Source organism: Dellaglioa sp. CoH-57-MRSF-21, assembly GCF_056781915.1.
Genome location: NZ_JBXAXU010000001.1, coordinates 334,140 through 361,015 on the forward strand (window position 1 = coordinate 334,140; position 26,876 = coordinate 361,015).

22 protein-coding genes are annotated in these 26,876 nt (G+C 32.8%); 14 read left to right on the forward strand and 8 right to left on the reverse strand.

Going from position 1 to position 26,876, the window contains the following annotated elements; genetic code table 11:
• Positions 1 to 7: 7 nt before the first annotated feature.
• Both AC1RPQ_RS01555 and AC1RPQ_RS01560 read right to left on the reverse strand, forming a co-directional pair.
• Entirely contained in the window at positions 8 to 1,339 is a 1,332-nt protein-coding gene (locus AC1RPQ_RS01555; protein ID WP_481760890.1) for an ATP-binding protein, read from the reverse strand.
• Positions 1,336 to 3,198, reverse strand: coding sequence for a TerB N-terminal domain-containing protein (locus tag AC1RPQ_RS01560; RefSeq protein ID WP_481760889.1), 1,863 nt, complete (start codon positions 3,196 to 3,198; stop codon positions 1,336 to 1,338). The genes AC1RPQ_RS01555 and AC1RPQ_RS01560 overlap by 4 nt, the downstream gene beginning before the upstream one ends.
• A 406-nt stretch (positions 3,199 to 3,604) precedes the next feature.
• Here AC1RPQ_RS01560 and AC1RPQ_RS01565 point away from each other — a divergent pair, with 406 nt between their 5' ends.
• The 3 genes from AC1RPQ_RS01565 to AC1RPQ_RS01575 all read left to right on the forward strand — a co-directional run bounded on the left by AC1RPQ_RS01565 (position 3,605) and on the right by AC1RPQ_RS01575 (position 7,535).
• The gene (locus tag AC1RPQ_RS01565; RefSeq protein WP_481760888.1) at positions 3,605 to 5,011 is read left to right on the forward strand and encodes a C69 family dipeptidase; all 1,407 of its coding nucleotides are present in this window, start codon (positions 3,605 to 3,607) and stop codon (positions 5,009 to 5,011) included.
• Between the two features lie 277 nt (positions 5,012 to 5,288).
• Positions 5,289 to 5,600, forward strand: a complete 312-nt coding sequence (locus tag AC1RPQ_RS01570) for a helix-turn-helix domain-containing protein (protein WP_481760887.1) — start codon at positions 5,289 to 5,291, stop codon at positions 5,598 to 5,600.
• Positions 5,601 to 6,113: 513 nt separating this feature from the next.
• The gene (locus tag AC1RPQ_RS01575; RefSeq protein WP_481760886.1) at positions 6,114 to 7,535 is read left to right on the forward strand and encodes an AcpB/EbpR/MafR family transcriptional regulator; all 1,422 of its coding nucleotides are present in this window, start codon (positions 6,114 to 6,116) and stop codon (positions 7,533 to 7,535) included.
• Positions 7,536 to 7,610: 75 nt separating this feature from the next.
• On the opposite strand, the gene AC1RPQ_RS01580 is transcribed toward AC1RPQ_RS01575, so the two are convergent.
• Genes AC1RPQ_RS01580 through AC1RPQ_RS01590 form a run of 3 tightly spaced genes read right to left on the reverse strand, consistent with a single transcriptional unit; the run spans position 7,611 to position 12,942 of the window.
• Entirely contained in the window at positions 7,611 to 8,888 is a 1,278-nt protein-coding gene (locus AC1RPQ_RS01580) for a glycoside hydrolase family 125 protein (RefSeq protein WP_481760885.1), read from the reverse strand.
• Positions 8,889 to 8,922: 34 nt separating this feature from the next.
• Positions 8,923 to 11,556 (reverse strand): glycoside hydrolase family 38 N-terminal domain-containing protein, encoded by a 2,634-nt coding sequence (locus AC1RPQ_RS01585; protein ID WP_481760884.1) that lies wholly within the window; start codon positions 11,554 to 11,556, stop codon positions 8,923 to 8,925.
• A 36-nt stretch (positions 11,557 to 11,592) separates the two neighbouring features.
• The gene (locus AC1RPQ_RS01590) at positions 11,593 to 12,942 is read right to left on the reverse strand and encodes a PTS sugar transporter subunit IIC (RefSeq protein ID WP_481760883.1); all 1,350 of its coding nucleotides are present in this window, start codon (positions 12,940 to 12,942) and stop codon (positions 11,593 to 11,595) included.
• 162 nt (positions 12,943 to 13,104) lie between these two features.
• Between AC1RPQ_RS01590 and AC1RPQ_RS01595 the strand changes: the two genes are divergently transcribed.
• From AC1RPQ_RS01595 to AC1RPQ_RS01620, 6 genes are all read left to right on the forward strand, one after another.
• Positions 13,105 to 13,824 carry a GntR family transcriptional regulator gene (locus AC1RPQ_RS01595; protein WP_481760882.1) on the forward strand — a complete coding sequence of 240 codons (720 nt, stop codon included), beginning with the start codon at positions 13,105 to 13,107 and terminating at the stop codon, positions 13,822 to 13,824.
• A 573-nt stretch (positions 13,825 to 14,397) separates the two neighbouring features.
• Positions 14,398 to 15,120: an HAD-IIB family hydrolase gene (locus AC1RPQ_RS01600; RefSeq protein ID WP_481760881.1), complete on the forward strand. Its 723-nt coding sequence runs from the start codon at positions 14,398 to 14,400 to the stop codon at positions 15,118 to 15,120.
• Complete coding sequence (locus AC1RPQ_RS01605; RefSeq protein ID WP_481760880.1) at positions 15,121 to 16,371, forward strand: PTS sugar transporter subunit IIC; 1,251 nt, start codon at positions 15,121 to 15,123, stop codon at positions 16,369 to 16,371.
• A complete protein-coding gene (locus AC1RPQ_RS01610; protein ID WP_481760879.1) occupies positions 16,358 to 17,242 on the forward strand; it encodes a glycosyltransferase in 885 nt (294 codons plus the stop codon). The genes AC1RPQ_RS01605 and AC1RPQ_RS01610 overlap by 14 nt, the downstream gene beginning before the upstream one ends.
• Positions 17,232 to 17,960: a DapH/DapD/GlmU-related protein gene (locus AC1RPQ_RS01615; protein ID WP_481760878.1), complete on the forward strand. Its 729-nt coding sequence runs from the start codon at positions 17,232 to 17,234 to the stop codon at positions 17,958 to 17,960. Before AC1RPQ_RS01610 ends, AC1RPQ_RS01615 begins: the two co-directional genes overlap by 11 nt.
• A gap of 4 nt (positions 17,961 to 17,964) precedes the next feature.
• Positions 17,965 to 18,591, forward strand: coding sequence for a hypothetical protein (locus AC1RPQ_RS01620; RefSeq protein WP_481760877.1), 627 nt, complete (start codon positions 17,965 to 17,967; stop codon positions 18,589 to 18,591).
• 313 nt (positions 18,592 to 18,904) lie between these two features.
• Here the strand turns inward: AC1RPQ_RS01620 and AC1RPQ_RS01625 are convergent, their stop codons facing one another.
• Together AC1RPQ_RS01625 and AC1RPQ_RS01630 are read right to left on the reverse strand one after the other, a co-directional pair.
• Positions 18,905 to 19,321: a hypothetical protein gene (locus tag AC1RPQ_RS01625; protein ID WP_481760876.1), complete on the reverse strand. Its 417-nt coding sequence runs from the start codon at positions 19,319 to 19,321 to the stop codon at positions 18,905 to 18,907.
• Between the two features lie 77 nt (positions 19,322 to 19,398).
• Positions 19,399 to 20,223, reverse strand: a complete 825-nt coding sequence (locus AC1RPQ_RS01630) for a helix-turn-helix domain-containing protein (protein ID WP_481760875.1) — start codon at positions 20,221 to 20,223, stop codon at positions 19,399 to 19,401.
• A gap of 189 nt (positions 20,224 to 20,412) precedes the next feature.
• On the opposite strand from AC1RPQ_RS01630, the gene AC1RPQ_RS01635 reads away from it, so the two are divergent.
• Positions 20,413 to 21,267, forward strand: coding sequence for a hypothetical protein (locus tag AC1RPQ_RS01635; protein ID WP_481760874.1), 855 nt, complete (start codon positions 20,413 to 20,415; stop codon positions 21,265 to 21,267).
• A 43-nt stretch (positions 21,268 to 21,310) separates the two neighbouring features.
• Here AC1RPQ_RS01635 and AC1RPQ_RS01640 read toward each other — a convergent pair whose 3' ends face one another.
• Positions 21,311 to 22,303, reverse strand: coding sequence for a LacI family DNA-binding transcriptional regulator (locus AC1RPQ_RS01640; RefSeq protein ID WP_481760873.1), 993 nt, complete (start codon positions 22,301 to 22,303; stop codon positions 21,311 to 21,313).
• 126 nt (positions 22,304 to 22,429) lie between these two features.
• Here AC1RPQ_RS01640 and AC1RPQ_RS01645 point away from each other — a divergent pair, with 126 nt between their 5' ends.
• The 4 genes from AC1RPQ_RS01645 to AC1RPQ_RS01660 all read left to right on the forward strand — a co-directional run bounded on the left by AC1RPQ_RS01645 (position 22,430) and on the right by AC1RPQ_RS01660 (position 26,776).
• Positions 22,430 to 23,596, forward strand: coding sequence for a galactokinase (locus AC1RPQ_RS01645; protein ID WP_481760872.1), 1,167 nt, complete (start codon positions 22,430 to 22,432; stop codon positions 23,594 to 23,596).
• 24 nt (positions 23,597 to 23,620) lie between these two features.
• Positions 23,621 to 25,105, forward strand: a complete 1,485-nt coding sequence (gene galT, locus AC1RPQ_RS01650) for a UDP-glucose--hexose-1-phosphate uridylyltransferase (RefSeq protein ID WP_481760871.1) — start codon at positions 23,621 to 23,623, stop codon at positions 25,103 to 25,105.
• A gap of 189 nt (positions 25,106 to 25,294) precedes the next feature.
• Positions 25,295 to 25,444 carry a hypothetical protein gene (locus AC1RPQ_RS01655; protein WP_481760870.1) on the forward strand — a complete coding sequence of 50 codons (150 nt, stop codon included), beginning with the start codon at positions 25,295 to 25,297 and terminating at the stop codon, positions 25,442 to 25,444.
• Between the two features lie 36 nt (positions 25,445 to 25,480).
• Positions 25,481 to 26,776 carry a helix-turn-helix domain-containing protein gene (locus AC1RPQ_RS01660; protein ID WP_481760869.1) on the forward strand — a complete coding sequence of 432 codons (1,296 nt, stop codon included), beginning with the start codon at positions 25,481 to 25,483 and terminating at the stop codon, positions 26,774 to 26,776.
• Positions 26,777 to 26,876: the final 100 nt, after the last annotated feature.

Consider the following 26,876-nt stretch of genomic DNA (forward strand, 5'->3'; position numbering starts at 1 on the left):
ATACCTCTCAAATTGTAAATTCAGAAAAATTGTCAGCCACTTTGTTAGAAACAGCCTCTGATTTGGCATAAGAAAACTCATCAGAATCAAATATTGTGTCAATGGATAGATTTGGATTTTGATATAAAATGTCTAATACCTCAATGAAATCACGGATAATCTCGCGTGGGGTAATATTTAAATCTGCTCCGATGCGTTCATATTCAATTCGGATAAAGGTGGCGAGGTTATCGTCTGTCATCTTTTTTTCATAACTATAGAGATCTGCATGCATAATAGCCAACTTTTCACATAGAATTAGCATCTCTTCAGCTGTTAATGGTTCTAACTTGATGACCGGGGCCAACAAATCTCTAGCGCCTGGTTTTGAAAACTTACCTTCAGCTAGACGAGAACGCAGGGCCTCATAACTATAAACACCGCGACGTTTATCTTCTATAGCTTGTGGAGTAGTTCCCATGATGATACCAAGATATTTAGCTTTACCTTGCAGTGTGTCATTGTACATCGTTAACAGTTTTTCATAATTATATTGACGCGTGATACTATTTGGAATCTTATAGATATTTACCAGCTCGTCAATCATAATTAGCATGCCAGAATAACCAGCTAATCTAAAGAAAGCAGCGAAAAGTTTTAAATATTCATACCAATTATCATCTGTAATAATAATATTAATATCTAAGTCCTTTTTGGCTTCACGTTTTAAAGCATATTCCCCACGGAACCAGCGGATGACTTTTGCTTTCAGTTCATCGTCGGCGTTGACATAGGCATGATAATAGGAAGAAAGTAATTTAGCAAATTCAAAGCCGTATACAAGTTCACTGACTGAGGAAGTGACTGTGTAAATATTTTGATCTACCATCGCAGTCAACCGAGGATCACCTGGGGTTAGGCCACTGTCGCTGGCTGCTTTTGTTTGAACGCTGCTAATCCAACGATCCAAAATTAAGTTAAGTGCACCACCTTCAGGTTTTGTTTTTGTAGATAGATTACTAATTAATTCGCGATAGGTTGCAAGACCTTGACCTTTTGATCCTTGAAGACGTCGTTCTGGTGATAAATCTGCATCGACAACAATAAAGCCACTGTTCATCACGTAATTACGAATCGTTTGCATCAGAAAACTTTTACCTGAGCCATATCTACCAACAACGAAGCGAAAAGATGCACCGCCTTCTGATATGATATCGACATCGTGTAAAAGTGCCTGAATTTCATTTTTTCTACCCACCGTAACGTAAGGTAGTCCAATTCTAGGGACAACACCACCCTTTAAGGAATTTAATACTGTTTGTGCAATGCGCTTTGGTACTTTTTGAGTTTGTTTTGTCATTTCATATTTCTCCTAATTATTTCAATTAAATCGTCCCGATAGTCTTCAATAAGAAAGATGGTATCGCCGTCACATTGTAGAGCTGAGTCGCCGATGTCATCAAAAAGCGTTTCATTTAACGTGTCGGTAATCACTTCAGGCATGCCATGCATATCACGGATCATGTCTGTGACAGATTCGCCTCGAACTAATAAGCTTAATAATTCTAACTGGGTCTTGCTTAGTGACAGCGTAGGCTCTGAATCAATAACAGGTATTTTTTCGAGGCCAGTCTGTTCAGTGGATGGCAATATGTTATTATGCTTTGGTAATACGTTTTCAGAAGTATCTTTTTCTTCGTCAGTTAACAAACTGTCTCGTGTTTCAAACGCATCGCTTCTAATTTTATCTAAATTTGAAAATTGAATGGTAACCTTAGGCTTATCTGCTTTCAAACGAGAATCACGGTCAGCTGCAATGACAGTTTTAACGTACGGTGCTGCCCAGGTTTCTGCATCTCGTGCTTTTAAAGGATAACCAGTTTTTAAATAAAGTCGTAACATACGATCTGTTTCACGCAAAAGACCATCTAACTTTTCTTGATGAAAGTTAAATTTTTGGTAACTCTGTTCGTACCACGCATTATCTTTGTAGGTATATTTTCGGATATCATTCAACTTGTATATAAGTGGCTGTTGTGGCGTTACTTGGTAATATACGGCGTTGCCTAGAGGGTACCAAAGATGAGAATGTATTGTGCCAAAGCACGCAGAAAATAAGTTATTATCCATTTTTATAGCTGTTCGCCACACTTGAGCGAATAACTGTGTGCCGTGTTTTTCATGTTTTTTAAGGACAGCTGATGCCAAAATTTTATGTCTTCCAAAAAGACAAAGCGCATCAAATACTGCTTTGTCTTCATGCTTTTCTGGATCACCTAAAATCATGATTGCATTATCTCTTTGTAATTTTTCGGTATCAGCGTACTGATACGTCGTGTCTGGTTCTATACCATTTATTACTGCTAGTTCAAACAACCATTTATGGCTGTTTAAGCGTATACGATTATCTCCAATACCGGAGTCCAGATAATTGATTTCAAATGCTTTTATTTTTTGTAGGCTGTCTATCACGGATGATGTGCCTATGCCATTAACCAACTCATACAAATATAGGTATGCAAGTGAGGTCGTGATTTTTTTATAAATGCCTTTTCGGATGTTTGTTCGCCAACTAAAATAGCCGCGTAATTGTTTCAAACCAAGATCATGGTAGGTTGTAAAGTAGCGGTGTATGTCGACATTGTAGGAGAAAACATCTTCGTAGTCGGCCATAAATTGTCCTTGGACATAAAAATTCCGGCATTTTTGCTTGAAAGAGTTATCACCGTAAGCATAGAGTTGGCTCATTTTTATCATTTTTTCAGGAATTTTATTTTCTTTGACATCAGAAGTCATTCCCTTAAACGTCAGAGGAACCGCGTGGTATTGTTGCTGTTGTATAGGTTCAGGTTCGGCGTTTAGAACAATCGTATTACCGCTTTGTTCGTTCTTTTCAAGTGCATTATCAAAAATACGATATATAACATCTGGGTCTGTGCTGTCGTCAAAATGGACGCCTAACCACTTCGGACCGCGCATTCGAAAAGGTGACGAAAGGTAAGACGGTAAAATATCAGTTGGTATTTCCTGTGCGTATTTGATGTCACAACGCTCGATATTATCACCAGAAGTAGCGTTTTTTTGACGCATCAAAACAGCCACCCATTTATTTGTGCTGGGATCTACCAACACCGAAAAACTAGGGAATTTAGGCCATTTGTATTGTTCGATAATATTATATTTTTCCTTGGCGTATAGTACTAATTCAGATAAATTCATGTTTTCACCAGAGTATTCTGTTATTTATAAGGTTGGTAGCCATACGTCCTAAATATTTACGCAAAGATAGGTGAATAAACAACTAGGACAGTTAAATTCATCAATAATTTTTGTTATTTAAAATGTATACTACCGTCAGTATATGATGTACCGTAGCGTCACAGTCAATATCATTTTCCTTTTCATATGATTTTAATATCTTTATGACAAAATTATTCAAATTATAGGTCTTGCGCAAATTTTGTATAATACAGGTATGGGACATACCTTTCACCGCTTTCAATTAGTTTTAGTCAACGAAATTGTAGAGCCAGTCTTAACGCCAAAAATGGGGTTAAGACTGCTTTTAATTTACCGCTAAAACCGCTATACTATTAGTATAAAATCAATAAGGAGTGTGTGGAAAATGACAAAAAGAGTTCAAGGTTCTTGTACATCAATTTTAGTTGGTAAAAATGCTTCAATCGACGGTTCAACAATGATTTCTCGAAATGATGATGGGCATGAAGCTTTAGATCCACAACGTTTTGTTGTTGTACAACCTGAAGATCAACCACGTAATTATCAATCTGTTATTAGTGGTGTAAAGGTAGAATTACCAGATAATCCAATGCGTTATACCTCAATTCCAAACTCACTTTTAACAAACGGAATTTGGCCTGCAGCGGGTATCAATAGTGATAATGTAACGATGTCTGCTACAGAAACAATTACAAGTAATCCACGTATTCAAGGGCTTGATCCTTATGCTGCTGGTGGAATTGGTGAAGAAGATCTTGTAACGCTCGTCTTACCATATATTCATAGTGCTAAAGAAGGGGTTGAACGTTTAGGCGATTTACTCTTAACACATGGCACATATGAACCAAATGGTATCGCATTTTCCGATAATGATAGTGTTTGGTGGCTTGAAACAATCGGTGGCCATCATTGGGCAGCTGTTCGTATTCCGGATGACGCTTATGTTGTTGCACCTAACCGTCGAAATATTGATATGTTTGATTTTGATTCAGAAGACACACTTTGTTCTGAAGATTTAAAAGTCTTAATTGATAATAATAAGTTAAATCCTGATTTTGAGGGTTACAATTTACGTCATATCTTTGGTAGTGCATCAATTAAAGATACGGTCTACAATAATCCCCGTACATGGTACGGTCAACAATATTTCAATCCTGAAATTATTCAAGATCCAATGGATCAAGACTTACCTTTCATTTGTCATGCAAATCGTAAAATTTCAATTGAAGATGTTAAATTTGTTTTGAGTGCACATTTTGAAAATACGGAATACGATCCTTATGGTAGTGCGCCAGAAGATATTAAAACACGATTCCGTCCAATTGGGATTAACCGTAATCATAATGTACATTTATTACAAGTTCGTAATGATGTACCTGATGAGATTGCTGGGATTCACTGGTTAGCTTATGGTGCAAATACGTTTAATACAATTGTGCCATTCTATGCGAACGTTAATGACACACCAGAATCATATAAAAATGCGACAGGTGAATTTGATTTAAATAATATGTATTGGCTCAGTTGTACAACTGCATTGTTGGGCGATACGAATTATGACTTCTACGTAGATATGCGAAATACATTTGAACTTGAAGCAATGAGTGCTTACCATGAAATTCAAAATGTTGCTGATAAGGCAGTTAGTTCACAAGCAAATATCACAGCATTTTTAGAAGAAATGAATAATAAGTTAGCTACAGAATCATTAAAACGTCAAACACAATTGTTAGGTGAAATGGTTATATCTGGTTCCGAACAAATGAAATTACGTTATAACTTAAACGATTAATTATAAACAAAATGAAAAGTTATCATTAAGTTGATAACTTTTTTTGTAACAATTATTTTAATTACTAGATTTAGGCAGCACTTTTGAGTAATATGGTACCATTTCATATGCTAGTAAAAATCAAATTTAGATCACTTAAATATGGTTTATATAATTCTTATTATAATGATAACAAGTATAATAATATGCTTTTTGCTAAAATTAACGTTTTTAAAAATCTTTAAGCTTTCTTTGATTTCACTTATTGTAAAATAAGATTCGTGATTGGAGAAAGTTAATGGTTAAAACGATAAGTCAGTTAATTCGAAAAAAACGTAAGGCACTTAGTCTAACAATTGAGCAGCTTGCTGAAAAGTCTAACGTTTCTATTAGTTTGATTTCTAGAATTGAACGAGGGGACGTTGCTAATATCAGTATTAATAAATTATCTGATATTGCCAGTGCGCTAGAATTGGAATTGTCAGACTTCTTTAGTAGGCAACAGTTTTCGGATATACCTACTTTAGAATTATTACAATATTTTAGTACGTTAACAGATGAGAAACGTGAGAAATTATCAAAATCAATTCTTAGAATTATTCAATTATAAATGATAATGATTAATAATGGATTATGTTATTTTTTTATAGAATGCACAATTTTTCTGTCTTTGTATTCTTTAGTTAAATTAATTTCAATTATTTTAGGTTTTAAATTTTTCGATAACTTTAAATTGGATAGTAATAAATTAGAATTGTCCATGGTAGATCGTCATCTTCAAATAATAGATCTTAACCAAGAAACTTTCCTGGTTAAGGGTTATTTTAGTAGGAAATTGAATTAATTTAACTTAGATGTCAAGTTAAATGATAGATAAGATATCGTTAGTATTTGGAGAGAAATTAGAATAAAAAATGACATGAAATAGGTTAAATGTTAACATAAAGAGGATAATAATTCTGGGGAATAAGTTATTTTTTAAGTATGGTATTGGGGATAAAAATTTAACTCAAAAAAATATTTATGTTAATGATTGGAAATACTCGGAGGTAAGCATTTGTACAAGAAAAACATTCTCGATAAACAAGAATGGCTAATTTGCGAAATTATTTAAATATTAGCTTTGAACGAAACTGGTTTATCAAGAAAACGATTACGTGAGCAATTAAATGTTTCTGAAACGGCTGTAAAAGTTGCTTTACAACAATTGGATAAAGATTTAAATTCCGGGGATGAACCCTACATGATTATTACAAAAAATAACGTCCAATTATTAGGTAAAGGCGAAATGAATTTTAATCAAACGATTTATCGGTATATAAAAAAATCGATAAATTATCAGATTTTAATGGCCTTTTATACTAAAGGTAATGCAAAAGTTGAGAATCTAGATACTAAATTAAATGTCAGTGAGGCTTCTATTTTTAGAAGGATTAAGCGATTAAATTCTCTTTTAGAAGAATTTCATGTGAAAATTTCTCATGGTGTGATGTTAGGTAACGAAAGTCAAATTCGCTTTTTTTATTATTCATTGTTTTTAGGAATTGATTTTAAATTCGAACAATCAAGTGAAAATGGCATTATTATGGCAGTCATCCAACGGTTTGAGGAATATTTTGATTTTAATGTGAATGATAGTAGTTTAGTTAGAGTAAAGCTTTGGTTAAAAGTAACAAGTCAACGAATGATGGTTAACGATCAAGATAATCGTAGTATTTCAGTTGTTTTAGAAGACATGATAAAAAATAATTCTTTGTTCGATAGCGTTGAAGAAGAATTTGGCGAAATTGTTAAAGAGTTTAAGCATAAAGTTGATATTCATTTTGAAAGTGCACTACTTTACGCTTGGACCACGGCTTTTGTGCCAGTACCATGGAGCACCTTTGTTGCCCATGATTTCGTGGCCGTTAATCGTAAAAATAATAATAAATTGCAACAAGCTGTTGAATTTTTAGAAAATGGCTTTGAGAATAGCTTAGGTATTCAGGTTGCTGGAGGCGATTTAAGTGAGTCTTTATATCCAATTTGTACAGAAGCCTTTTTATTTCACGGCGTTTTAAAATCTGCTAGTACAGATATGATGGAAGATTATCGCCTTAGAAAAGATAATGAGTTAGTTCTTAAAAATGTAAAAAATGCCATGAGTGCAATGATTGAAGAATCGAAGGGCGATCCCGAATGGTATGCCTTTTATTCAAGGTATGGTGACTCATTTATCAAGACGATTATGTCAATTTTTAATGCGCGTTTATTGGCAAAAGAAAAATTATTAACGGTAGGTGTGGATTTAAATACTGAGGAGCGCGTTAAGGAAATGTTTATGATGTACGCCAGTCGGGAATTAAATATTAATTTACGAGTCAACATAGATGTTTACGAGTCTACTAAGAATTATGATTTAGTTATTACAAATTTTATGAGCAAAAATTATTTGAATTCAGCACTGGAGACATATATTATCACTGGATTAGGGACGGATAGTGATGTACTTGGCGTTGAACAAGAATTAATAGAGATACTTAAAAAATATTATCATACTCAATGATAATATTTTTTTGATTTGAATTAGTTATAAGCCTAAAAAAAGAGTAGATTTCTCTACTCTAAATTAACTATATTATTAAATATTCAGATATCGTAAAGCAAGTTGACAGTAAGTCATATTTGCCCAAGAAAACCAGTCTCTAGTAAATTGACTTGGGTCATTAACGTTAATTCCTTCATGACATTGTAATGTGTCATCATCGGTTTGACTAATGATATCTAAATTATTTTGCATAATTTCCGGATTATTTGATGTTAATCCCTCCATCGCTAACGAAATCGGCCAAATATATTCCTTTGGTGTATGAGGACTGCCAATCCCTTTTAAATATTTTCCCGAGTAATAATAGGGATTTTGATCACTCAGAATAAATTTACGCGTTTTTTGGTAGATAGAGTCATCAGGTGAAATATAACCAATAAATGGGAGAGATAATAGACTAGGTACGTTAGCATCGTCCATTAAATTGATATTACCTAAGCCATCAACCTCATAGGCAAAAATAGTTTCATTAGAATTTGGAGCTGATACGATTCCAAAATTTTCAATTCCAGATTCAACTTCAGATCGGAGACGACTTATTCTTTTAAGTAGCTCGACTGGAGCTGGTTGTGTTTTAGATAAGGTAAGCAACTCATCTAGGACACAAATGATATAGCAATTACCTGGAATATGATAACCATATAAGCAGGCATCATCACTTGGGCGGAAACCACTCCAAACCATACCTGTATACCCAATTGGTGCACCTTTACCACCATGACTCAATGTGTCTGTTGAGGGACCATTAGAACGATTAAAAATATAATCGGAAGTTTCATGATGTTGTTCCGTAATAAAGGTATCCACAATTAACTTTACAGTTTGCCAAAAGTTACTGTCTAAATGTTTTGAATATCCAGATTTTTGATAAAGTTCTGATGCCAAATGGATAGGGGCGCATAATGAATCAATTTCAAATTTTCTCTCCCAAACGAGATCAGATATTGGAATATTTGATTTATCAACTGTGTAGTGTGCACCAGAACTAGTTTCGTTAAATGCATTTGCATAAGGATCATGTTTAATATAGGCAAGTTGTTGATTAATAACGCCATGGATGAGATATGTTATTTCTGGAATCTTATCTGTTAGTGAAAGATAAGGTAGTATCTGAAATGTCGAATCTCTGAGCCACATGGCAGGAATATCTCCTGTAGCAATGAATATATCTGAATCATTTTGTACTTTAACCGTATTTGTTAGTGTATCAATGAATACATTACGAAATAATGCAGTAGATTTTTTTGAAGAAAGTGAAATTGTTTCTGAATAATCCGTAACTTGTTTAATTAGTTTTTCTTGATTTATCATTTAAATACCTCAAATCGTAAGTTATCATAATTACTTATTTAATTGGAAAGATACCGTAAGTTCTAATTTCTCCTGGACCAAACGATAGTAAATCAACGGTGGTAACTTTTGAATTAATGAAATGGCTAACTTTACCATTTAAATCGAGTTCAGCAATGTTACAAGTAGTATTTAATGAGAGATTGCCAGGTTGATTGATAACGTTATCAGTTGGATTATAAAGACGAAGTTCAAATCCAGTTTTATCATCTGATATTGAAAAACTACTCATAATGACCTTTAAATTTTGAACGGACATAATTGAATTGTGATTAACGTTAGTCTTTGCTGGATTCATCATGAAATATTGTAAAGGTGTTGAGAAGCGATTTATTATTTGATCTTGATAGAAAAGTTCATTTTGACTTAATTGGCGATGCTTATTTTGAAGTTCAATAGGCTTGAAGTCAGCTTCAACAACTAGCCCACCTTCAAATATTAATTCTTTATTTAATTGACTATCCGGAGTTGATACAATTTTTGTTTGTAGACCTGAAGCATCTGAGGGACGGCGCATTAAGTCAGGACGTCCTAAGAAACCTACTCCTCTAAACAATGTAATCGCTAATTTATCAAAAGATTTATCAATTAATTGAAAATCTTTCGTACCTAAGGTTAGAAAAGACCAACTTACTTCTTTATTATGTGAATTAGCGAAATGAATCATTGGTCGCATACTTGTTGGTTCTTCCTTATAACCAATTTGTTCCCAGTCTTTAAGGTGTTTGTCTTCAGTAGGACGTTCAATGATACCAAATGGGGTATCTGCGAACGAGCTAACGACATTCGTTAATTGTGTATTTAAAATAAGTCGCATACGATGATCAAGAATAGTATTATCAATGTGCATCTTAAATTTAATAACGTTAGAATTTTTTGTTAATGTTAATGTTAATTGATAATTTAATCGACCAGTTTTAGTTTTTAGTGCACGCTCCTCTAAGTTGATTGGTAAGGTCCACGAACCAGTAATTGACATAATTTGATATAATTTTCCTGATTTAAATGTTATTGAATCAGATTTTGAAAAATCTAAAGTTAATAACCAATCTTTGAATGCAGGAGAGTAGTCATACGTATCACCCTCATCACCGCTATCTTCAATTGTCATAAAATTAGAATATGAGTGATTATCAAACTTTGTTTTAAGATTTAATTGCCCGTCATCAAAAGAAATTTTGTAGAAATCATTTTGAATATCAGTAGATACTTCTAATGTATTTACTGGGTTGTTTTCAGAGACGGACTGAATGCAGTAGCCAGTCCAATCTGTAGCTGATATGATCGTTTTAAAAGCAATTTTAGTAATATAATAAAAATCATCAGTCATTTCAGTTTGATCACGGCGTAAAACTGCTGCATTTTCTTCCTTTTGATAAATAATATCAAAAGGAACATCAATGCCGTCTATTGTTTTAAGATTAAAATTAGCAAAAGAAGTACTAACTTCGAATTCACGAATTTCATTAACTGGTAAAGGAAGTGGATTCCAAGCAAATAAATTTAATTGTTTTTTATCTGAAATAGAAATACTTAGTTTACGAAGTAGATAATCTTTGAGTGAAAGAGATAATTGATCTGCCACAATTCCACGATGTAAGATATCTTGATTTGTTTTATCACTGTTACAGCCACCGGAACTATCATGAGCTTGTCCACGGGCAATAGTCTTCCAAATATCATCAATTAAACCTTGCTTTTCAGATATACCCTGATGTGTAGCAATAGCCATTAAAGGCTCGACTTCATAAGTCATTCTCCGTTCTAATTTATCGTAAAGCTGTTTTAAATCGTAACGAGAAGAATAGATTCCTCGATGTATTTTAGAATCTGATGGATCAATGAATTCTCCATTAAATGATGGTAAATTGGACTCCTTAGCTAATGCATCAAAAAATTTTGGATACGTACTTTCTTGAATAACAGAATCAGATTGTAAAAGAACACTATTAGCAGTTGCAAGTCTATCTTTTAAATTATGATCGATAGCTCGCTGGTCGCCACCAATTGGTAAAACAAGATTGTCAGATGTAGTATTCGTTGAGATTTTCTCCGTTAAATCGAAAAAGTTATCATTTTCAACTAAATCTACACCTGCATAATAGCCATTTTTAATATTAGCAACTAAAACTTTGGAGGAGTCATTACTTGTCCAGTAAAAATAGCGGGAATCGTTTTCTGTAGGGAACCCACGCCAGAAAACGGTGCTATTAATACCAAATCCATTATATATTTTTGGCATATCTTGTCCTTGTCCAAATGAATCTGGGAGATACCCAACTTTCATTACGCCACCTAAATTGTCAGCTAGCTTTGATCCAATTCTGATATTGCGAACAATAGATTCTCCAGAAGTAACCATTTCATCAATTTGAGTATACCAAGGTCCAATGAGTAAACGACCCATAGAAACATATTTTTTGATAAGATCTTCTTTTTCTGGAGCTGTATTTAGATAATCATCAATAATTGACATCTGTCCATCTAATAGATAATAATCTAGTTCATTTTTAGATAATGCCTCAAAAGCTTCGTCCATATGGAAGGCAAATTGAATTCGAGCCTCTTGACGTGTAAAATACCATTCAAAATCCCAATGAGTATGTGCGATTGCATGAATCTGTTTCAAATGAAACACCCTTTCTTCTCTTGAATTAAATTCAGATTATTCTGTAACCATGTCTGCATCCAATTTTCTTGCTTCTGCACGTTCATGGCGTTGGTTGATAATAACAAATGGAGCATATAGTGCAGTATCTAAGACAACTAAAACAGCAGTTAAAACGACTGGGCTTAGATGGAATGCACCTAATACCCAAGTGCTAATGAAAATAGGTTCATTACCAGAATTTAAAACTACAAGAGGTACAACCCAACCGATTGAAGTTACAACATATGCAATAATTGCATTTGTGACAGGTACAACAATCCATGGAATGAACATTAGTGGATTTAAAACAATAGGTAAACCGAAAATAACAGGTTCATTAATACCAAAACAACTTGGAATGAAACCTAGTTTTGCAACTTCTCGCTCTTTTTCACCTTTATTTGTGAAAATCAGCATTGCAATAATTAAACCAAATGTTGCACCAGAACCACCAATCATGGCGTAAACATTTGTCATTGTATTAGGTGAAATTGAAATATCAGCAAAACTTTGAGTTTCAGCAAATTTTGCAACGTTTTTAAGGAATAGTGGTAACCAGAAGGCTGAAATAACGCCCCAGACGATATTGAAACCATGTAAACCAAGGAACCAAAGGATTTGTTCTAATAAAATAACAATAATAATAGCTGGAAGCCCAACACCAACGCTTAACATTGGTGAGATAACAATATCAGCAATCATTTGTACTAATGAAACATAGCCAAGTGACTGTATTGTAATTCTTACGATACCAAAAATAATAAGTACTTCGGAAATTGGAATTAATGAGAAAAATGAATCGAAAACATTTTGTGGTACGTTACCAGGCATTTTAATCGTGAACTTACTTCTTGCGAATCGAGCGAACAACGAAACGGCAAGCATTCCAACAATTAAGGCTGTAAACATACCTTCATAACTAAAGAATGAAGTTGAAAAACCTTCAACAACTTTAGCTTTGCTATCCAAAAAGTTAACGTTATTAGGAATCATGACGAAGTATGCTGCGAATGCCAATAATGTGGCAATAATTGGATTTAAACCTTTATTTTTTTCGTCCTTTTTTAATTCCATTGCATACGAGTATGCTGATGAAAAAACAACGATTAGTGCAACAATACCAAGAGTAGCAGTACCAATGTAGCCGAATAAGTCACTAATACTTGTTAAAATGACATTATGAATATCTTTTGCTTTAATTAATGCATCAAGTTCCATTTTGATTAGATTTGAGAATGATCCGACAACAGTAAACGGAATTGTTCTAACAAAGGCATTCTTAATAGCTTGTAAAATGGTATTTCTTTCAACCCATGCTGAAACTTTTAAGAGTGGCCCCTGGATTTTTTCTAAGTTAAAATGCATAATAAAGACTCCTTTTAATTTTGTTTATAGAAAGCGCTTTCTATAAACAAAGTATAACAACATCTTTTTAATTTGTAAATACATATTTAAATGAAACGTGTTTACAAATTAAATTATATAATATAATATGTATATACAAATGTATAGAAATGAGGTAGACAAATGTACAGATATCGAGAAATATACTCAGATATTAAACGAGATATTTTAACAAATCATTATCGTGCCGGGGCTTTACTGCCAACTCAAGAAATATTAACCGAAAAATACCAAGTTTCTAGATTAACGTTAAAAAAATCATTAAATTTACTAATTGATGAAGGATTAGTTTATAGTAAGCAAGGGTCAGGGACGTATGTGCGACCAAGAATGGATAGTCAATCTACGGAGATGTTGCCTCTAGATTTACCTGTTGGTGTCACATATTCACATCGAGATCAAAAAATATCAAGTAAATTAATACATTTTAATGCCCGATTACCAACAGAAATAGAACAAAAAAATCTACAAATATTATCTAATGATCCAGTTTATGAAATTAAAAGGGTTAGATTGATTAATAAAAAGGTCTATAGTTTTGAGCACTCAGTGATGCCGGTCTCAATTGCGCCTATCGATGAAAAGGTATTATCAGGATCCGTGTATGACTATTTAGGGAGTCACGCGAACTTACAGTTAACAGATGCAAGACGAGTGGTTTATGCTGAACCAGCAAACAAAGAAACTAGTCAAGTTTTAGAAGTTTCCTTGGATAGTCCAATTTTTGTAATTGATCAAATCGCTTATGATCAAAAAGGCCGCGCCTTTGAATATTCGACGTCAAGATTTGTGAGCAATCATAATAAATTTGTCTTAGATGTTCATTTAAATAAAAACAACTAAAAAAGAGATTCCTGCAATATACTTTTTTTTAACCGATTTTAAAATAGGATAGCATAAAGTAGAGTAGTTTGTGATCGTAACTAGCAGTGATATTGTGGGACAATACGCGATATGTGTTGAAGTAATAAATAAAGTATGGAAAGGAGGATGCAACAATGATAATAAGACAAGAAGAAATAGAAAACGATTATAGTTTTTCACAATCTACCTTAAACGTAATTGTTATGGATTCAAAAATAACCAGCATTTCTTTACCCGAATTGAATTAATTTTGCATAAGAAAAGGCATCTGTCTTTCGACAAATACCTTAGTATTCCGCCACCAACACCAGTTGACAAAGAGCCCTTTTTAAAAGAATAATCAGTTAATCTTTAAATCTGAGCGGTATTAAAATTGAACCGAGTGGTTATTTAATACTGATTCAAAATCTCAAAATAACATATATAAAAAAATTCCCTTGAAATATCTAGACATTAGGTAAATAATGTGGGTGTAGCGAACTGTGTAGGAGTAAAAATGATATGGGGGTTAAAAAGATTTGGTTCGCGGAAATAATATGTAGGGGTGATTAAATGAATATGCTAGTTAGTGATTTTGATGGAACGATTTTGAGAGGTGACTTTGTAGATAAGAATACAAGAGAGACTATTGCGAAACACAACAAAGAAAATGATCTCTTTGTTGTGGCCACCGGAAGATCTCCAAAATCGATAGTCAATGCGAAAGAAAAATATGGTCTACCTGAGTTTAACTACGCTCTAGCATCAAATGGCTCAATAGTAATTGATAGTAGAGGTCAGATTATTAAAGCATTCTATCTGAACGGGGAGCAGATCAATGCGATAAAAGAAATAATTAATAAATACTTGAGTTCAATCGAACGAATTATGATTTCAAGTAGTGACAATGAATTACGTAGTTTCGATAAATTAAATCCTAGCTCGGATAATATTTGTTCAATTACTGTCGTAGCAAGTACTAAAATTATCAATGCTATAAGTGAGAAAATAGCAACGAAAAGAATATTGAATTTCAATCGCAATGGAAAATACTTAGACATTACGCGTGTGGGTATTGATAAGAGTACTGCAATTAATTGGTTGGTTAACATAAAAAAAGTAAATATTAATAATGTGTATTCTGTCGGAGATGATTATAATGATATAACAATGCTTCAAAGCATTAATAAGTCATTTACTTATAATGATAGTCCGTTGCCTGTCAAGACTGCTGCTAGATATTTAATAAATGTATACAGTGATATAAGTAATTATGTGAAGAAAGAAGTAGAATAAATGAAATCGCTTACATCGGCAACTAATCGTTTCTTCAATTCCAGAATTTTGACTGGAATCAAAGATGGGATGATATATACCATCCCCATTACAATTGTAAGTTCTATTTTCATTATTCTTGTACAATTTGATATTAATCCCGATTTGAAAGTCTTAATGAATCGATTGATTACTTTTTCGTTCAACATTTTAGGTGTAGTAAGTTGTTTAGGAATTGCTTTTTCGATGACTAAAAACGAAAAATTAAAACTAGAAACAACTATTACCGCACTAATTTCATTTTTAGTTCTTTGTGGAGCAGAAAATGTAAAAATAGTAAAGAATATAACCATTGATTGGATTGGAAGCAAGGGGATTATTGCAGCGATGTTAATCGGAATACTCATCCCTATTTTCTTTGAAAAGATTGTTAACTTAAGGATTGGAAATAAAGTTTTTAAAGATTTACCGAGTAATGTTGGAATAGCTTTTGAGTCTTTAATTCCGATGTTTTGTTGTTTTATTGTTATAGGTGTCGTTCAATTTGTATTTCAATTTATCATAAAAAGAACCTTCGTAGAGACTATTTATACTCTTTTGCAGCTTCCTTTACAAAACTTATCGGACACGTTTTTTGGTGTGATTTCTATCTCGGCATTGATTTCAGTTTTTTGGTTTTTTGGCATTCACGGTAATTCCGTTATTGGTGGAGTAATAACACCGATTTTATTGACAAATACTATTGAAAACCAGTCGATTATAGCAGCACACCATAATCTAACAATAGTGAATGGAGCGCATATAGTAACTCAACAGTTTTTAAATCAATTTATTACTATGACAGGAAGCGGTATTAGTATAGGGCTTATTCTATCAATGATTATTTTTTCAAAAGAGTCAGGTAATCGCAAGCTAGGATTAGGTGCTTTTGTACCTTGTTTATTTAATATTAACGAACCAATAGTTTTTGGACTACCAATTGTATTGAATCCATACATGGTAGTACCGTTCATTTTTATTCCAGTTATTACCGGAATGTCTTTATATCTTTGTATTCTATATGGAGTTATTCCGCCGTTTAACGGTGTCATTCTTCCGTGGATAACACCACCATTAATTTCAGGCTTTTTGCTAGGAAGTTATAAATATGTTGTGTTTCAAATCGTAATTATCATTATGTCTTTTGTTGTTTACACACCGTTTTTAAAGCTGTACGAAAATAATAGCACTAAGTTAGTCTTAAAGGGAGCGCATAGTAATGGAAAATTTTGATATATCCGTAATCATTCCAACCTACAATCGGAATAAATTACTTGAAATTAGTTTGCAGTCACTACTTAAACAAAAACTGAATAATACGACTTTTGAAGTAATAGTTGTCGATGATGGATCGTCTGAAGAAACAATCTCAATTGTTAAGGCATTTGAGACATCACTGAATATTAAGTACTATTATCAGTCGGATAATGGATTTAAGGTTTCTGAAGCGAGAAATGCTGGAGCAAATATCTCTGGGGGTAAATATCTCGTATTTATTGATGCTGGTATTGCAGTTTGTAGTACATTTGTGAGTGAGTACCATAGAATTTTAGTAAATAATGAAAATAGTTTTGTGATTGGTTATGTTGCGGGATTTGATGATCATGATAAATATAAACAGGCAATTATTGATAACTTTAATGCGGCGGATGTCGATGGCACGATTCAAGTATTATTGAATTTAAATGCGTATGATCGCCGTGAATCAGTATACCAGTCAATGGGAGATGATTTGTCTAAGTGGCCAGCACCATGGGTAATTGGTTGGTCATGTAATATTGGAATATCAAAAGATGCCTATCAAAGAATCGGAGGATTCGATGAGGCTTACACAACTTATGGTGGAGAGGATGCAGATTTCGCTATTAACGCATTTGTGCATCATATTAGATTTATCCTTGATAGATCTGCGATTGCAGTTCACTATCCACATGAAAAAAATAAAAATACAGTAAGCACCGAAGAAGCTAAAAAATATACGCTAAGGAAAAGAAAATATATGTTCAATAAATATGGTTTAAGCTCAATTAGAACTTGGATTGGAACTAAAACGGAATTATTAAATGGAGAGTTGAGTAAAGCTGGTGGAAATAATGAAAACTAAGAACGTTGTTGATTTACACAATTTTATAGACGTTAATGATGAGAGATTGCGTAATGGTATGTTGAAGCAAACTGTTGTTGATTTTTTGGATAATTTTAATTATGTGGATCTAACTAGATTAAATCATTCATACACTGCAAATAGTAGCCAAATATCAAAGAGTGCAATTATTGAGGGGAATGTGTATATCGGTGAAAATGTTATTATTCAGGGGTTTGCTTACATCAAAGGCCCAGCAGTCATCAAAGACAATGCATTGATTGGGAAAAGTGCATTTATTCGAGGTGGCTGTTATATTGGGGAAAATACTATAATTGGGCATTCCTCGGAGATTATTAATAGTGTGATTCTGGATGATACGCATATTGCACACTTTAATACAATAACGCGGTCTTTTATTGGAAGTGATGTAAACTTTTCAGCTTATGCGTCGACTTCCAGCTTTAACTTGTATGATGAAATTGACGCGACTGGATGGCATAAAACAAAAAAAATTTTTTTCGATGATAAAACATATTTAAAAACAAGTTCAAAATTTGGAGCCATTATAGGTGATCACTGTCGCATTGGAGCTTACACTATGACATATCCAGGTGTTACAATGGGGAAAAATTGTGTTGCGTTGCCACATCTCATGATTAAAGAGGGTTTTTATGCAAATGACAGTAAATTATACTTACAAGATTATTATACTCACACAGTAAAAAAAGGATGTTAGACAAATGGGATCAAGAATAATGCATTTATCAATTGCACAAGTAATAAATAATAAGCATGGGTTTGGAAATGATTTTTTAATTGGAAGTATTACTCCAGATGTTAACAAAAATTCGAGAACACCCAAAGAGCTTACGCACTTTATGGTGAAACGCGAAGATGGAGAACATGATATGTTTCCAAACATGTTTCTAGAGGAGTATGGAACATGTTTGAATACGTTTCAACTAGGATATTATCTTCATCTTATATCTGATGATATTTGGCTAAAAACTGTTTATAAAAAATATATTTTAGAAAACATGAGTTATAGTAAGGATGAAGCGCTACGAAGATTCTATTTAGACTTTCACTATTATAATGGTATTCTGATAAAACAATATAAACTGGTAACTTTGAAAAATAACAAATACTTATCGACTGGGGTCAACGAAATAATTGATCGTGATATTAGTGAAATTATTGAAGACTTGGATGCTGATTTTGATGATATGTCTATCGAAGACTTTCCAGGTTTACTTAAAAAAGAGGATGTAGAACAATATATTAACGTTTGTGTAAAAGAATTTGAAATTTTTCTCTTGAAAGGCAGCTATGATGGTGTTAAATTTGTTTTTTATAACGATTTTTAGAAACAAAAATCTATATTATATAGTTTAAAAAAGTTGAAATCATTAAGGCGCTGCAACTATAATTTGAAACCTGGTGAACGGTTTAAATGATGGTCATTTCAGAATTAGATAGTTCTAACTCACAGAAAGTTTCAATTTTAATTCGTTCAGATTAGGTTATACTAGACAAAAGATCAGTTCCTAGAAAGTGTGTTTGTGGTAAACACCATTTTAAAGGAAGCTGACCTTTTTTGTCCGAACAGCGTTCGGATTAATTTTACAAGCTACCAAGAAGTAACAAAAATTAGCCATACTCCTTGCAGGAATCTCTTTTTTAGTTGTTTTCAATTATTCGTTTAAAGCTTTGTAAGTTTGAATTAAAGGCATGTTTAGCGATTGGCATGAGTAATTTTAATGGTAAATGTGAATGATCATTTTCAGACAAGTAAAAATTTTCTTCTAATAATGTTGTTGCATTTTTACTAGTCAAATTAAAAATTAGAGTGTATTCGAGTTTTCCTCCGGTACTTTCATAGTAGATTGTATCATTTTCTGAACTAACAGAAATTTCCTCATTTTTATTCAAAGCAGAATCTGTTCTGTGAATATTGAATTTATTGTTGTCAATTGGCTGTACCTGAATAATATCAGGTATCCATTTCAGTAAAGTTTCCGGATTTTTTAAAAACAACGCGATTTTTTCTTTACTTGATTTGATTGAAATAACATTTGAAAATAGTGGTTTTTCCATAGGATGAAACCTCCTTTTATTTGATGACTTCATCCTATCCAATTTGAGTAAAAATTAAAAATCAGTATTCTGATATTCTAAATATTTTTATAAATTTGTTCATTAAAAAGGCCAGTTAGTAGCTGTTGCTTTTCAGTAGCGGCTAAAAAATTATCTTTATCTTCTGCTCTTTTTGCAATTTGAGCCATTAAATAAAAAGAGTTGGCTAACATATAGTGTGAGTTATGATCAGTAGCGAATTTAACAGACTTGTTTATCCAATTAAGAGACATTGTTAAATTATTGAGCTTAAAATAAATAAGTGCTGTCAAATAGAATAAAATATTTTGATTTTCTTCATAAAATAATTTATTAAAGTCCATAAAAGTCTGATCAATATATTTCTCAGCCTTATTTTGTAAATTTTGCTTTGCATATATAAAGGCCAAAGAGACGGTACCAAGTCGGGTAAGGGTATCTGGCAGAATTTTATTACTGGAAGCAAGGGACAACTTAATATATTTTTCGGTAGCAATCAATTTATTTTCAGTATGTAGAGTTGCAATACCGATATAATAATAGTATGCCTGAAGTTGCTTATCCGTTTTTAAATTATTGGTAACCGTTTCTTTATTTAGAAACTGGAGTAACTCTTTGTATTGGTGTTGATTACATAACTTAGATACACGTTCATTGAATTCATTTTCTGAACTGATATCAAAATTTTCCAGAAGACTTATTTGGTCTAAAGTAATCGATAATTTATGACATAGTTGGATTAAGAGCTGTGCATTAGGTATGTATTTATTATTTTCAATAGCACTAAGCATCGATTGCGCACAAATATCTTTGGAAACTTCTTTTTGAGTTAAGTGTAGCGATTGGCGAGTTTCTTTTAAAATTAATCCTAAGCTATTAGGCATGATATAACCTCTTTCTAGTTTGAAAAAGTTAAACAGTAATTACTGGGATAATAACATAATGGGGCATAATGATAAAATTTCATGATTAATAAATCAAACTACCATTTTTCAATCATGTCGCGTACAATTAACCTACAATTGAATGTTAAAATTTAAATAATTTGAGAATTAACAAAAGGGGATAGAATCATGCGTGCAGAATTCCAAAAGCAACATACTGAGACCTATCAGATAGACAACCATAAAGGTCTAAACGGCTGGATATCTTTCTTCTTGAGCCTTAGTTTAATCGTACTATTTGTGACAAGTGTCTTAAAAATAACCGTTTTGAATCAAACTTATACTGAAGAAAAAATTTTAACAGATTCGAACGTGACACTTGTGACACGACAGATGAATGATGGTATTTCAAGTATTGCGACATTAAATGATGTGCCAACGTCAGCTGTTAAAGATGCTTTAACGAATCAACAAGTTACTAACATTGCGAAAAATAGTTTTAGTAACGTATATGCTGGAAAACAAACTGTCATCAATCCAACTGAGATTACCAATCAAGTTGCTAGCAACGTTATGAAAAAAACGGACACATCAAATCCGTTGGTTAGCGCTAAAATTGATGGGATTGTCGCAACTTTTAAAAGTAATTTAAGTGAATATTTGACGAATAATATCCAAACGCCATATCTTTCAAAAATTGCTAGTACAGTTAGTTCGGTAAAAGTAATAGTCCAAACAGCCTTTATGTATAGTTTAATAGCTTCTGTTATTTTTGCGCTACTCTTACTGGCTATTAATCGGGCATTCTTTATACCGCTTAAATACGTCGGATTCAGTGCAATCTGGAGTGGTGTTCTAGTTTCAATTGGTTCTGCAATTGCCTTGTACAGTGGCCTAATTGGTATTGTGTCTAGTAAAGCTTCTGTTTTTACTGATATTGTGAATAATTATATCAGTGACACATTTAATACCATGTTAGTGGGTAGTTTAATTTTACTTGCTGTTGGTCTAGTATTCTGGTTAATTGGTCGTAATAAAAAATAAAAAGCAACTGATGTTCAGATTAATTTCTGAATACCAGTTGTTTTTATTTGGAACTATTCCTAAGTGTTAAGGTTGTTCCAATGGTAATAATCTGAGGGATAATTTCAGTCATCGACATTTGATTGACTAATAGTTCTGCAGCAGATTGACCCATTTTTTCTGTATAAACTTTAACTGAACTAAGCGTTGGGAAAGTATATTCAGCAATAGATGTGTCATTAAAACTAATTAAACTGATTTGTTCAGGCACTTTAATTGATATTTCATTTAATGCACGTAATGCACCGACAGCCATTGCGTCATTTGCAATAAACAACGCTTCTGGTAAATTATCTGATTGATCATTTAATAATTTCAAGGTTAATTGATAACCTGATTCTGGCGTGAAATCGCCTGTATAAACCCATTCGGGATGGTAGTTGCTAGTACGTTCTAAGTGATTTTTAAAGTGAGTGAAGCGGGAATCTGGGCCTAAATTGACATCATCAAATGTACTTTCTTGTCCTGCAATCATGCCAATTTTAGTTAAATTTTGTTTTTTAAAATGGTCAATAACGGTTGTAACTGGCGTTTTGAAATCAGTCATGACGCAACTAATACCAAAATTTAGTGTGTTCATATCAACAAAAACTAAATTAGAATTTAGTTCTTTAAATCCGGCTATTTGTGCTGCACTGTATTTACCGATAACAATAGCACCAAGAGTATCAGTCAAGGCGCTAAATTGATCATTTTGGAAAAAACGTGTAATTTCATAACCGAGTTCAATTAATTTACGTTCGATACCAATTCGAATTGAAAGGTAATACAGGTCATCTAATTCTTCTTTTTCTGTATACCATTCGATAATAGCAATCTTACCTTGAGGTGTACTGGATTTCTTTTTATTTTTTGAATAATTTAAACTTTCAGCTGCTTCAAAGATTCGTTTACGTGTATCGTCGCCAACGGATAATGTTTGATCGTAATTTAACACGCGAGAAACAGTTGCATTAGAAACTTTTGCCAACTGTGCAATGTCTTTAAGTGTTGCCATGACTACCTCCTGATTGATTGGTTATGTGTATCAGTTTACCATAATAAAAAGAATGTCGTAAAAAGATTGTAATTTTAGTAAATATTTAGTAAAATGAAAGCGGTTAATAAATTGGAGGAAAATATAATGAAAATTAATGAATTAAAGAGCGAATTTAAAGATGTTTACGGTGTGGACGCAAATGCAAGTTACTTCTCACCAGGTCGTATCAACTTAATTGGGGAACATACTGATTACAATGGTGGACATGTTTTCCCAACAGCAATTACATTAGGCACATATGCAGTTGCAACAAAACGTGATGATACAACAATTAATATCATGTCAAATAACTTTAAAGATAATGGCGTTGTCTCATTTGATTTAAGTGATTTATCATATCAAAAAGAACATAACTGGGCTAATTATCCAAAAGGGATGATTGTTTACTTGAAAGAGCAAGGTTATGTTATTGATAAAGGATTAGATATTTTACTTGAAGGTAACATTCCAAATGGTGCTGGTTTATCATCATCTGCATCAATTGAATTATTGATGGGTGTTATTTTAGAAGATCAATTTAATTTAGACATTGATCGTGTTGATCTTGTTAAAACAGGTGTCATGGTAGAAAATAAATTTATCGGTGTTAATTCAGGAATTATGGATCAATTTGCAGTCGGTATGAGTAAAGCAAATCATGCTATCTTACTGGATACAAATACACTAGATTACGATTTAGTACCAATTGATTTAAAAGACAACGTTATTATTATTATGAATACAAATAAACGTCGCGAATTAGCAGATTCTAAATATAATGAACGACGTAGTGAATGTGAAGCAGCATTAGCATTATTACAAGAGAAAAATGATATTAAATCATTAGGTGATTTGGACAATGCTAGCTTTGATTTACAAACATACTTAATCCAAAAAGAAAACCTTCTAAAACGTGCGCGTCATGCAGTTTCAGAAAACCAACGGACGATTATGGCTCAAGAAGCTTTGAAAAATGAAGATTTAGTACGTTTTGGTAAATTAGTTAACGCTTCACATGTTTCATTACAATTTGATTATGAAGTAACGGGTATTGAACTTGATACACTTGTTGAAACAGCATGGGAACAACCAGGAGTACTAGGTGCTCGAATGACTGGTGCTGGTTTTGGTGGTTGTGCAATTGCCATTGTTGCTAAAGACAAAGTTGACGCATTTGAAAGTGAAGTGGGTCGTATCTACGAAGAAAAAATCGGTTATGCACCAAGTTTCTATTTAGCAGAAATTGCTGATGGCGCTAAAAAATTAGATTAAGCATAAAGAGATAGAGGGAAAAACATGGATTCTAAACAATTAATTTCAAAATTCGTCGATAAAGTTATTCAGTTTGATCCAACGACTTATTCGACAGATGATAAAATTTATTTAGTAAACGTCGTTTTAGATTTGGTTGGTGAATCAGAGATAGAAGTAACTGAACCAGTTTCTGACACAATAATTGCTGTTAAAGACGAGCTACTTAATTTAGCAATCAAAAACGAGAAAATCAGTGCTCTAATCGCGGAGCAAGATATTCTTGGTGCTAAATTAATGGATCTGGTCACACCAATTCCAAGTCACGTGAATAAACATTTCTGGGATTTATACGCAAAAGACCCAGAGAAAGCTTTGGCTTATTTTTATGAATTAAGTCAGGCTAACGATTACATCAAAGTTGCGGCTATTGCGAAAAACATTGCTTATCAGGTACCAACAAATTATGGTGATTTAGAAATCACCATTAATTTATCTAAACCTGAAAAAGATCCAAAGCAAATTGCTTTAGCTAAAACAATGAAACAAACGGGTTATCCTAAATGCCAATTATGTATGGAAAATGAAGGCTATGCTGGAAGACTAGATTTCCCAGCTCGTCGCAATCATCGGATTGTACGATTTGATTTGGGGGATGCAACATGGGGCTTTCAATATTCGCCTTATGCTTACTTCAATGAACATTCAATTTTCTTAGATGAAAAGCATGAACCTATGGTAATTAACAAAACGACATTTTCAGATTTACTTCAAATTGTTAAAAAATTCCCGGGCTATTTTGCGGGAAGTAATGCAGATTTACCAATTGTAGGTGGCTCAATTTTAACGCATGAACACTATCAAGGTGGACGTCATGATTTTCCAATGGCAAAGGCAGAAATGAGTCAAACAATGCAATTTGCAGGATTTGATGACATTCAAGCAGGTATTGTGAACTGGCCAATGTCAGTCATTCGTTTAAATGGTGAAAATCCAGAACGATTAGCTGATTTAGCAGCAAAAATTTTAACGTCTTGGCAAGAATATAGTGATGCCGATGCACAAATTTTGGCAAAAGATGCTGACGGTACGCCACATCATACTGTGACGCCAATTTCTCGAATGCGTGACGGTCGTTATGAATTGGATTTAGTCTTGCGAGATAATCAAACATCTGATGAATTTCCAGATGGTATTTATCATCCACATGCTGATGTTCAACATATTAAAAAAGAAAACATTGGCTTGATTGAAGTTATGGGATTAGCTATTTTACCACCTCGTTTGAAAACTGAAATAACAGAGGTTGAGAAGTATCTAACAGATCAACCAAATGTCATGGCGGCTTATCATAAAACTTGGGCTGATGAAATTAAGCGTGATAATTCGATGATTTCTAAAGAGACGGTTAGTGAGCTCGTACAAAACGAAGTTGGAAAAGTCTTTATGCGTGTTCTTGAAGATGCTGGGGTTTATAAACAAGATGACCACGGCCAACAAGCATTCGTTAAGTTTATTAAACAAGTTTAAACGTAAAAAGATTAACTTATTTAAGTTAATCTTTTTTATTTAGAAATCAAATAGAAACTAACTGGTTAACGATAATTGTTAAGATAGTGTTAGAAAATTCTCTTTTTAATGTTTTGTGTTAAAATAAAATATATAATATTCTTACTAAAGTTGACATGCTGGTAATTATGAGAATTCTCGGAGGAATAAATGTACAAAAAAGATATTCTGGATCGACCAGAGTTTTTAATATGTGAAATTATTGAATTGCTATCATTAAATGAACATGGGTTATCAAGAAAAGTAATCTGTAATCGATTAAATGTTTCAAATACAGCTTTGCGAGTTGCACTAGAGTAATTGGATGGCGAATTCAATTCAGGTGATGAACCCTATATGATCATAAAAAAGAATAACATTCAATTTATAGGTAAAGGCAAAATTAATTTTTACGAAACGGTTTATCGGTATGTGAAAGAGTCTATTAATTACCAAATTTTAATGGCATTCTATTATGATGAAAATAGCAGTATTGAAAATTTGAGTCTTAGTTTAAATGTTAGTGAATCATCTATCTTCAGAAGAATTAAGCAACTTAATAATTTGTTGTCTGAATTTCAGATTAAAATTGCACATGGTGAGGTAGTTGGTTCTGAATTACAAATTAGATTTTTTTACTATTCACTATTTCTAGCGACAGATTTTAACTATAATGATACGATAGAAGCGGGCGTCATTCTTGAATACATTAAAGTATTTGAAACATATTTTAACTTCAATGTGAATGATAGTAATTTAATGAGGACTAGAATTTGGATGAAGGTCAGTGTTCATCGAATGATGCGAAAAGATCGTGATAATTGGGTGATTTCTGATGATTTAGCAGATATGATTGCAAATAATTCACTATTTAACCAAGTTGAAGAAAAGATGCAAGATATTTATATTAAGTTCTCAAATAAAATTGATGTTCATTTTGAGAGCGCCCTACTTTACGCTTGGACAACTGCTTTTGTTTCAGTTCCTTCAAGTGCTTACTTGTCCCGCGATTTTATTGCAATTAATCACACAAATAACACCAAACTTCAACAAGCTGTTAAATATTTGGAACAAGGATTTGAATCTAAATTAGATGTTAAAATTATCGGTGAAAATGTTAGTAAATCATTGTACCCAATTTGTACTGAAGCATTTTGTTTTCATGGAACGATGGATGCCGTGGGAACTTACATGATGAATAGTTATCGAAAAAAATATTCAAATCATTCAGTTCGACGTCATGTTGAGATTGCCATGGATGAATTAATCGACAGTCCATTATTAGCTAAAAAATGGTCTGATTTCTATAAGCGATACAGGCAGCCATTTATTAATAAAATGGTCGAAATTTTTAGCGCTAGATTGTTAGAAAAAGAAACCATGTTAACAGTTGGGGTTGATTTAAATGCAAACGAGCGAATTAAAGAATTATTTGTCAGAAATATGAGTCAAGATTTAAATATTAATTTACGCGTTAATGTCAGTATTTATGATTCTAGTCAACGATATGATATGGTGGTTACTAATTTCATGAATAAAAATTATAAAAACAATGCATTTGATAAGTATATTATCACTGCATTAGGACTTGATAATGATATGCCAGAGATGGGGAAACGACTGTTAAACGTGAATAGAAAACACTATCAGTAAAAATGTTTCTAGTTTTTTTTTTGATAGTACAACCCATGAATCATTCGGTATACTCTATATTATAGAGAACTAACAAGAGATATTCGTGGGGGATTTCTTT

Bases quoted from the DNA above. Each gene is read 5' to 3' on its own strand.
- AC1RPQ_RS01555 (WP_481760890.1), bottom strand. From the start codon at position 1,339: ATGACAAAACAAACTCAAAAAGTACCAAAGCGCATTGCACAAACAGTA.
- AC1RPQ_RS01560 (WP_481760889.1), bottom strand. From the start codon at position 3,198: ATGAATTTATCTGAATTAGTACTATACGCCAAGGAAAAATATAATATT.
- AC1RPQ_RS01565 (WP_481760888.1), top strand. From the start codon at position 3,605: ATGACAAAAAGAGTTCAAGGTTCTTGTACATCAATTTTAGTTGGTAAA.
- AC1RPQ_RS01570 (WP_481760887.1), top strand. From the start codon at position 5,289: ATGGTTAAAACGATAAGTCAGTTAATTCGAAAAAAACGTAAGGCACTT.
- AC1RPQ_RS01580 (WP_481760885.1), bottom strand. From the start codon at position 8,888: ATGATAAATCAAGAAAAACTAATTAAACAAGTTACGGATTATTCAGAA.
- AC1RPQ_RS01590 (WP_481760883.1), bottom strand. From the start codon at position 12,942: ATGCATTTTAACTTAGAAAAAATCCAGGGGCCACTCTTAAAAGTTTCA.
- AC1RPQ_RS01595 (WP_481760882.1), top strand. From the start codon at position 13,105: ATGTACAGATATCGAGAAATATACTCAGATATTAAACGAGATATTTTA.
- AC1RPQ_RS01600 (WP_481760881.1), top strand. From the start codon at position 14,398: ATGAATATGCTAGTTAGTGATTTTGATGGAACGATTTTGAGAGGTGAC.
- AC1RPQ_RS01605 (WP_481760880.1), top strand. From the start codon at position 15,121: ATGAAATCGCTTACATCGGCAACTAATCGTTTCTTCAATTCCAGAATT.
- AC1RPQ_RS01610 (WP_481760879.1), top strand. From the start codon at position 16,358: ATGGAAAATTTTGATATATCCGTAATCATTCCAACCTACAATCGGAAT.
- AC1RPQ_RS01615 (WP_481760878.1), top strand. From the start codon at position 17,232: ATGAAAACTAAGAACGTTGTTGATTTACACAATTTTATAGACGTTAAT.
- AC1RPQ_RS01620 (WP_481760877.1), top strand. From the start codon at position 17,965: ATGGGATCAAGAATAATGCATTTATCAATTGCACAAGTAATAAATAAT.
- AC1RPQ_RS01625 (WP_481760876.1), bottom strand. From the start codon at position 19,321: ATGGAAAAACCACTATTTTCAAATGTTATTTCAATCAAATCAAGTAAA.
- AC1RPQ_RS01630 (WP_481760875.1), bottom strand. From the start codon at position 20,223: ATGCCTAATAGCTTAGGATTAATTTTAAAAGAAACTCGCCAATCGCTA.
- AC1RPQ_RS01635 (WP_481760874.1), top strand. From the start codon at position 20,413: ATGCGTGCAGAATTCCAAAAGCAACATACTGAGACCTATCAGATAGAC.
- AC1RPQ_RS01640 (WP_481760873.1), bottom strand. From the start codon at position 22,303: ATGGCAACACTTAAAGACATTGCACAGTTGGCAAAAGTTTCTAATGCA.
- AC1RPQ_RS01645 (WP_481760872.1), top strand. From the start codon at position 22,430: ATGAAAATTAATGAATTAAAGAGCGAATTTAAAGATGTTTACGGTGTG.
- galT (WP_481760871.1), top strand. From the start codon at position 23,621: ATGGATTCTAAACAATTAATTTCAAAATTCGTCGATAAAGTTATTCAG.
- AC1RPQ_RS01655 (WP_481760870.1), top strand. From the start codon at position 25,295: ATGTACAAAAAAGATATTCTGGATCGACCAGAGTTTTTAATATGTGAA.
- AC1RPQ_RS01660 (WP_481760869.1), top strand. From the start codon at position 25,481: ATGATCATAAAAAAGAATAACATTCAATTTATAGGTAAAGGCAAAATT.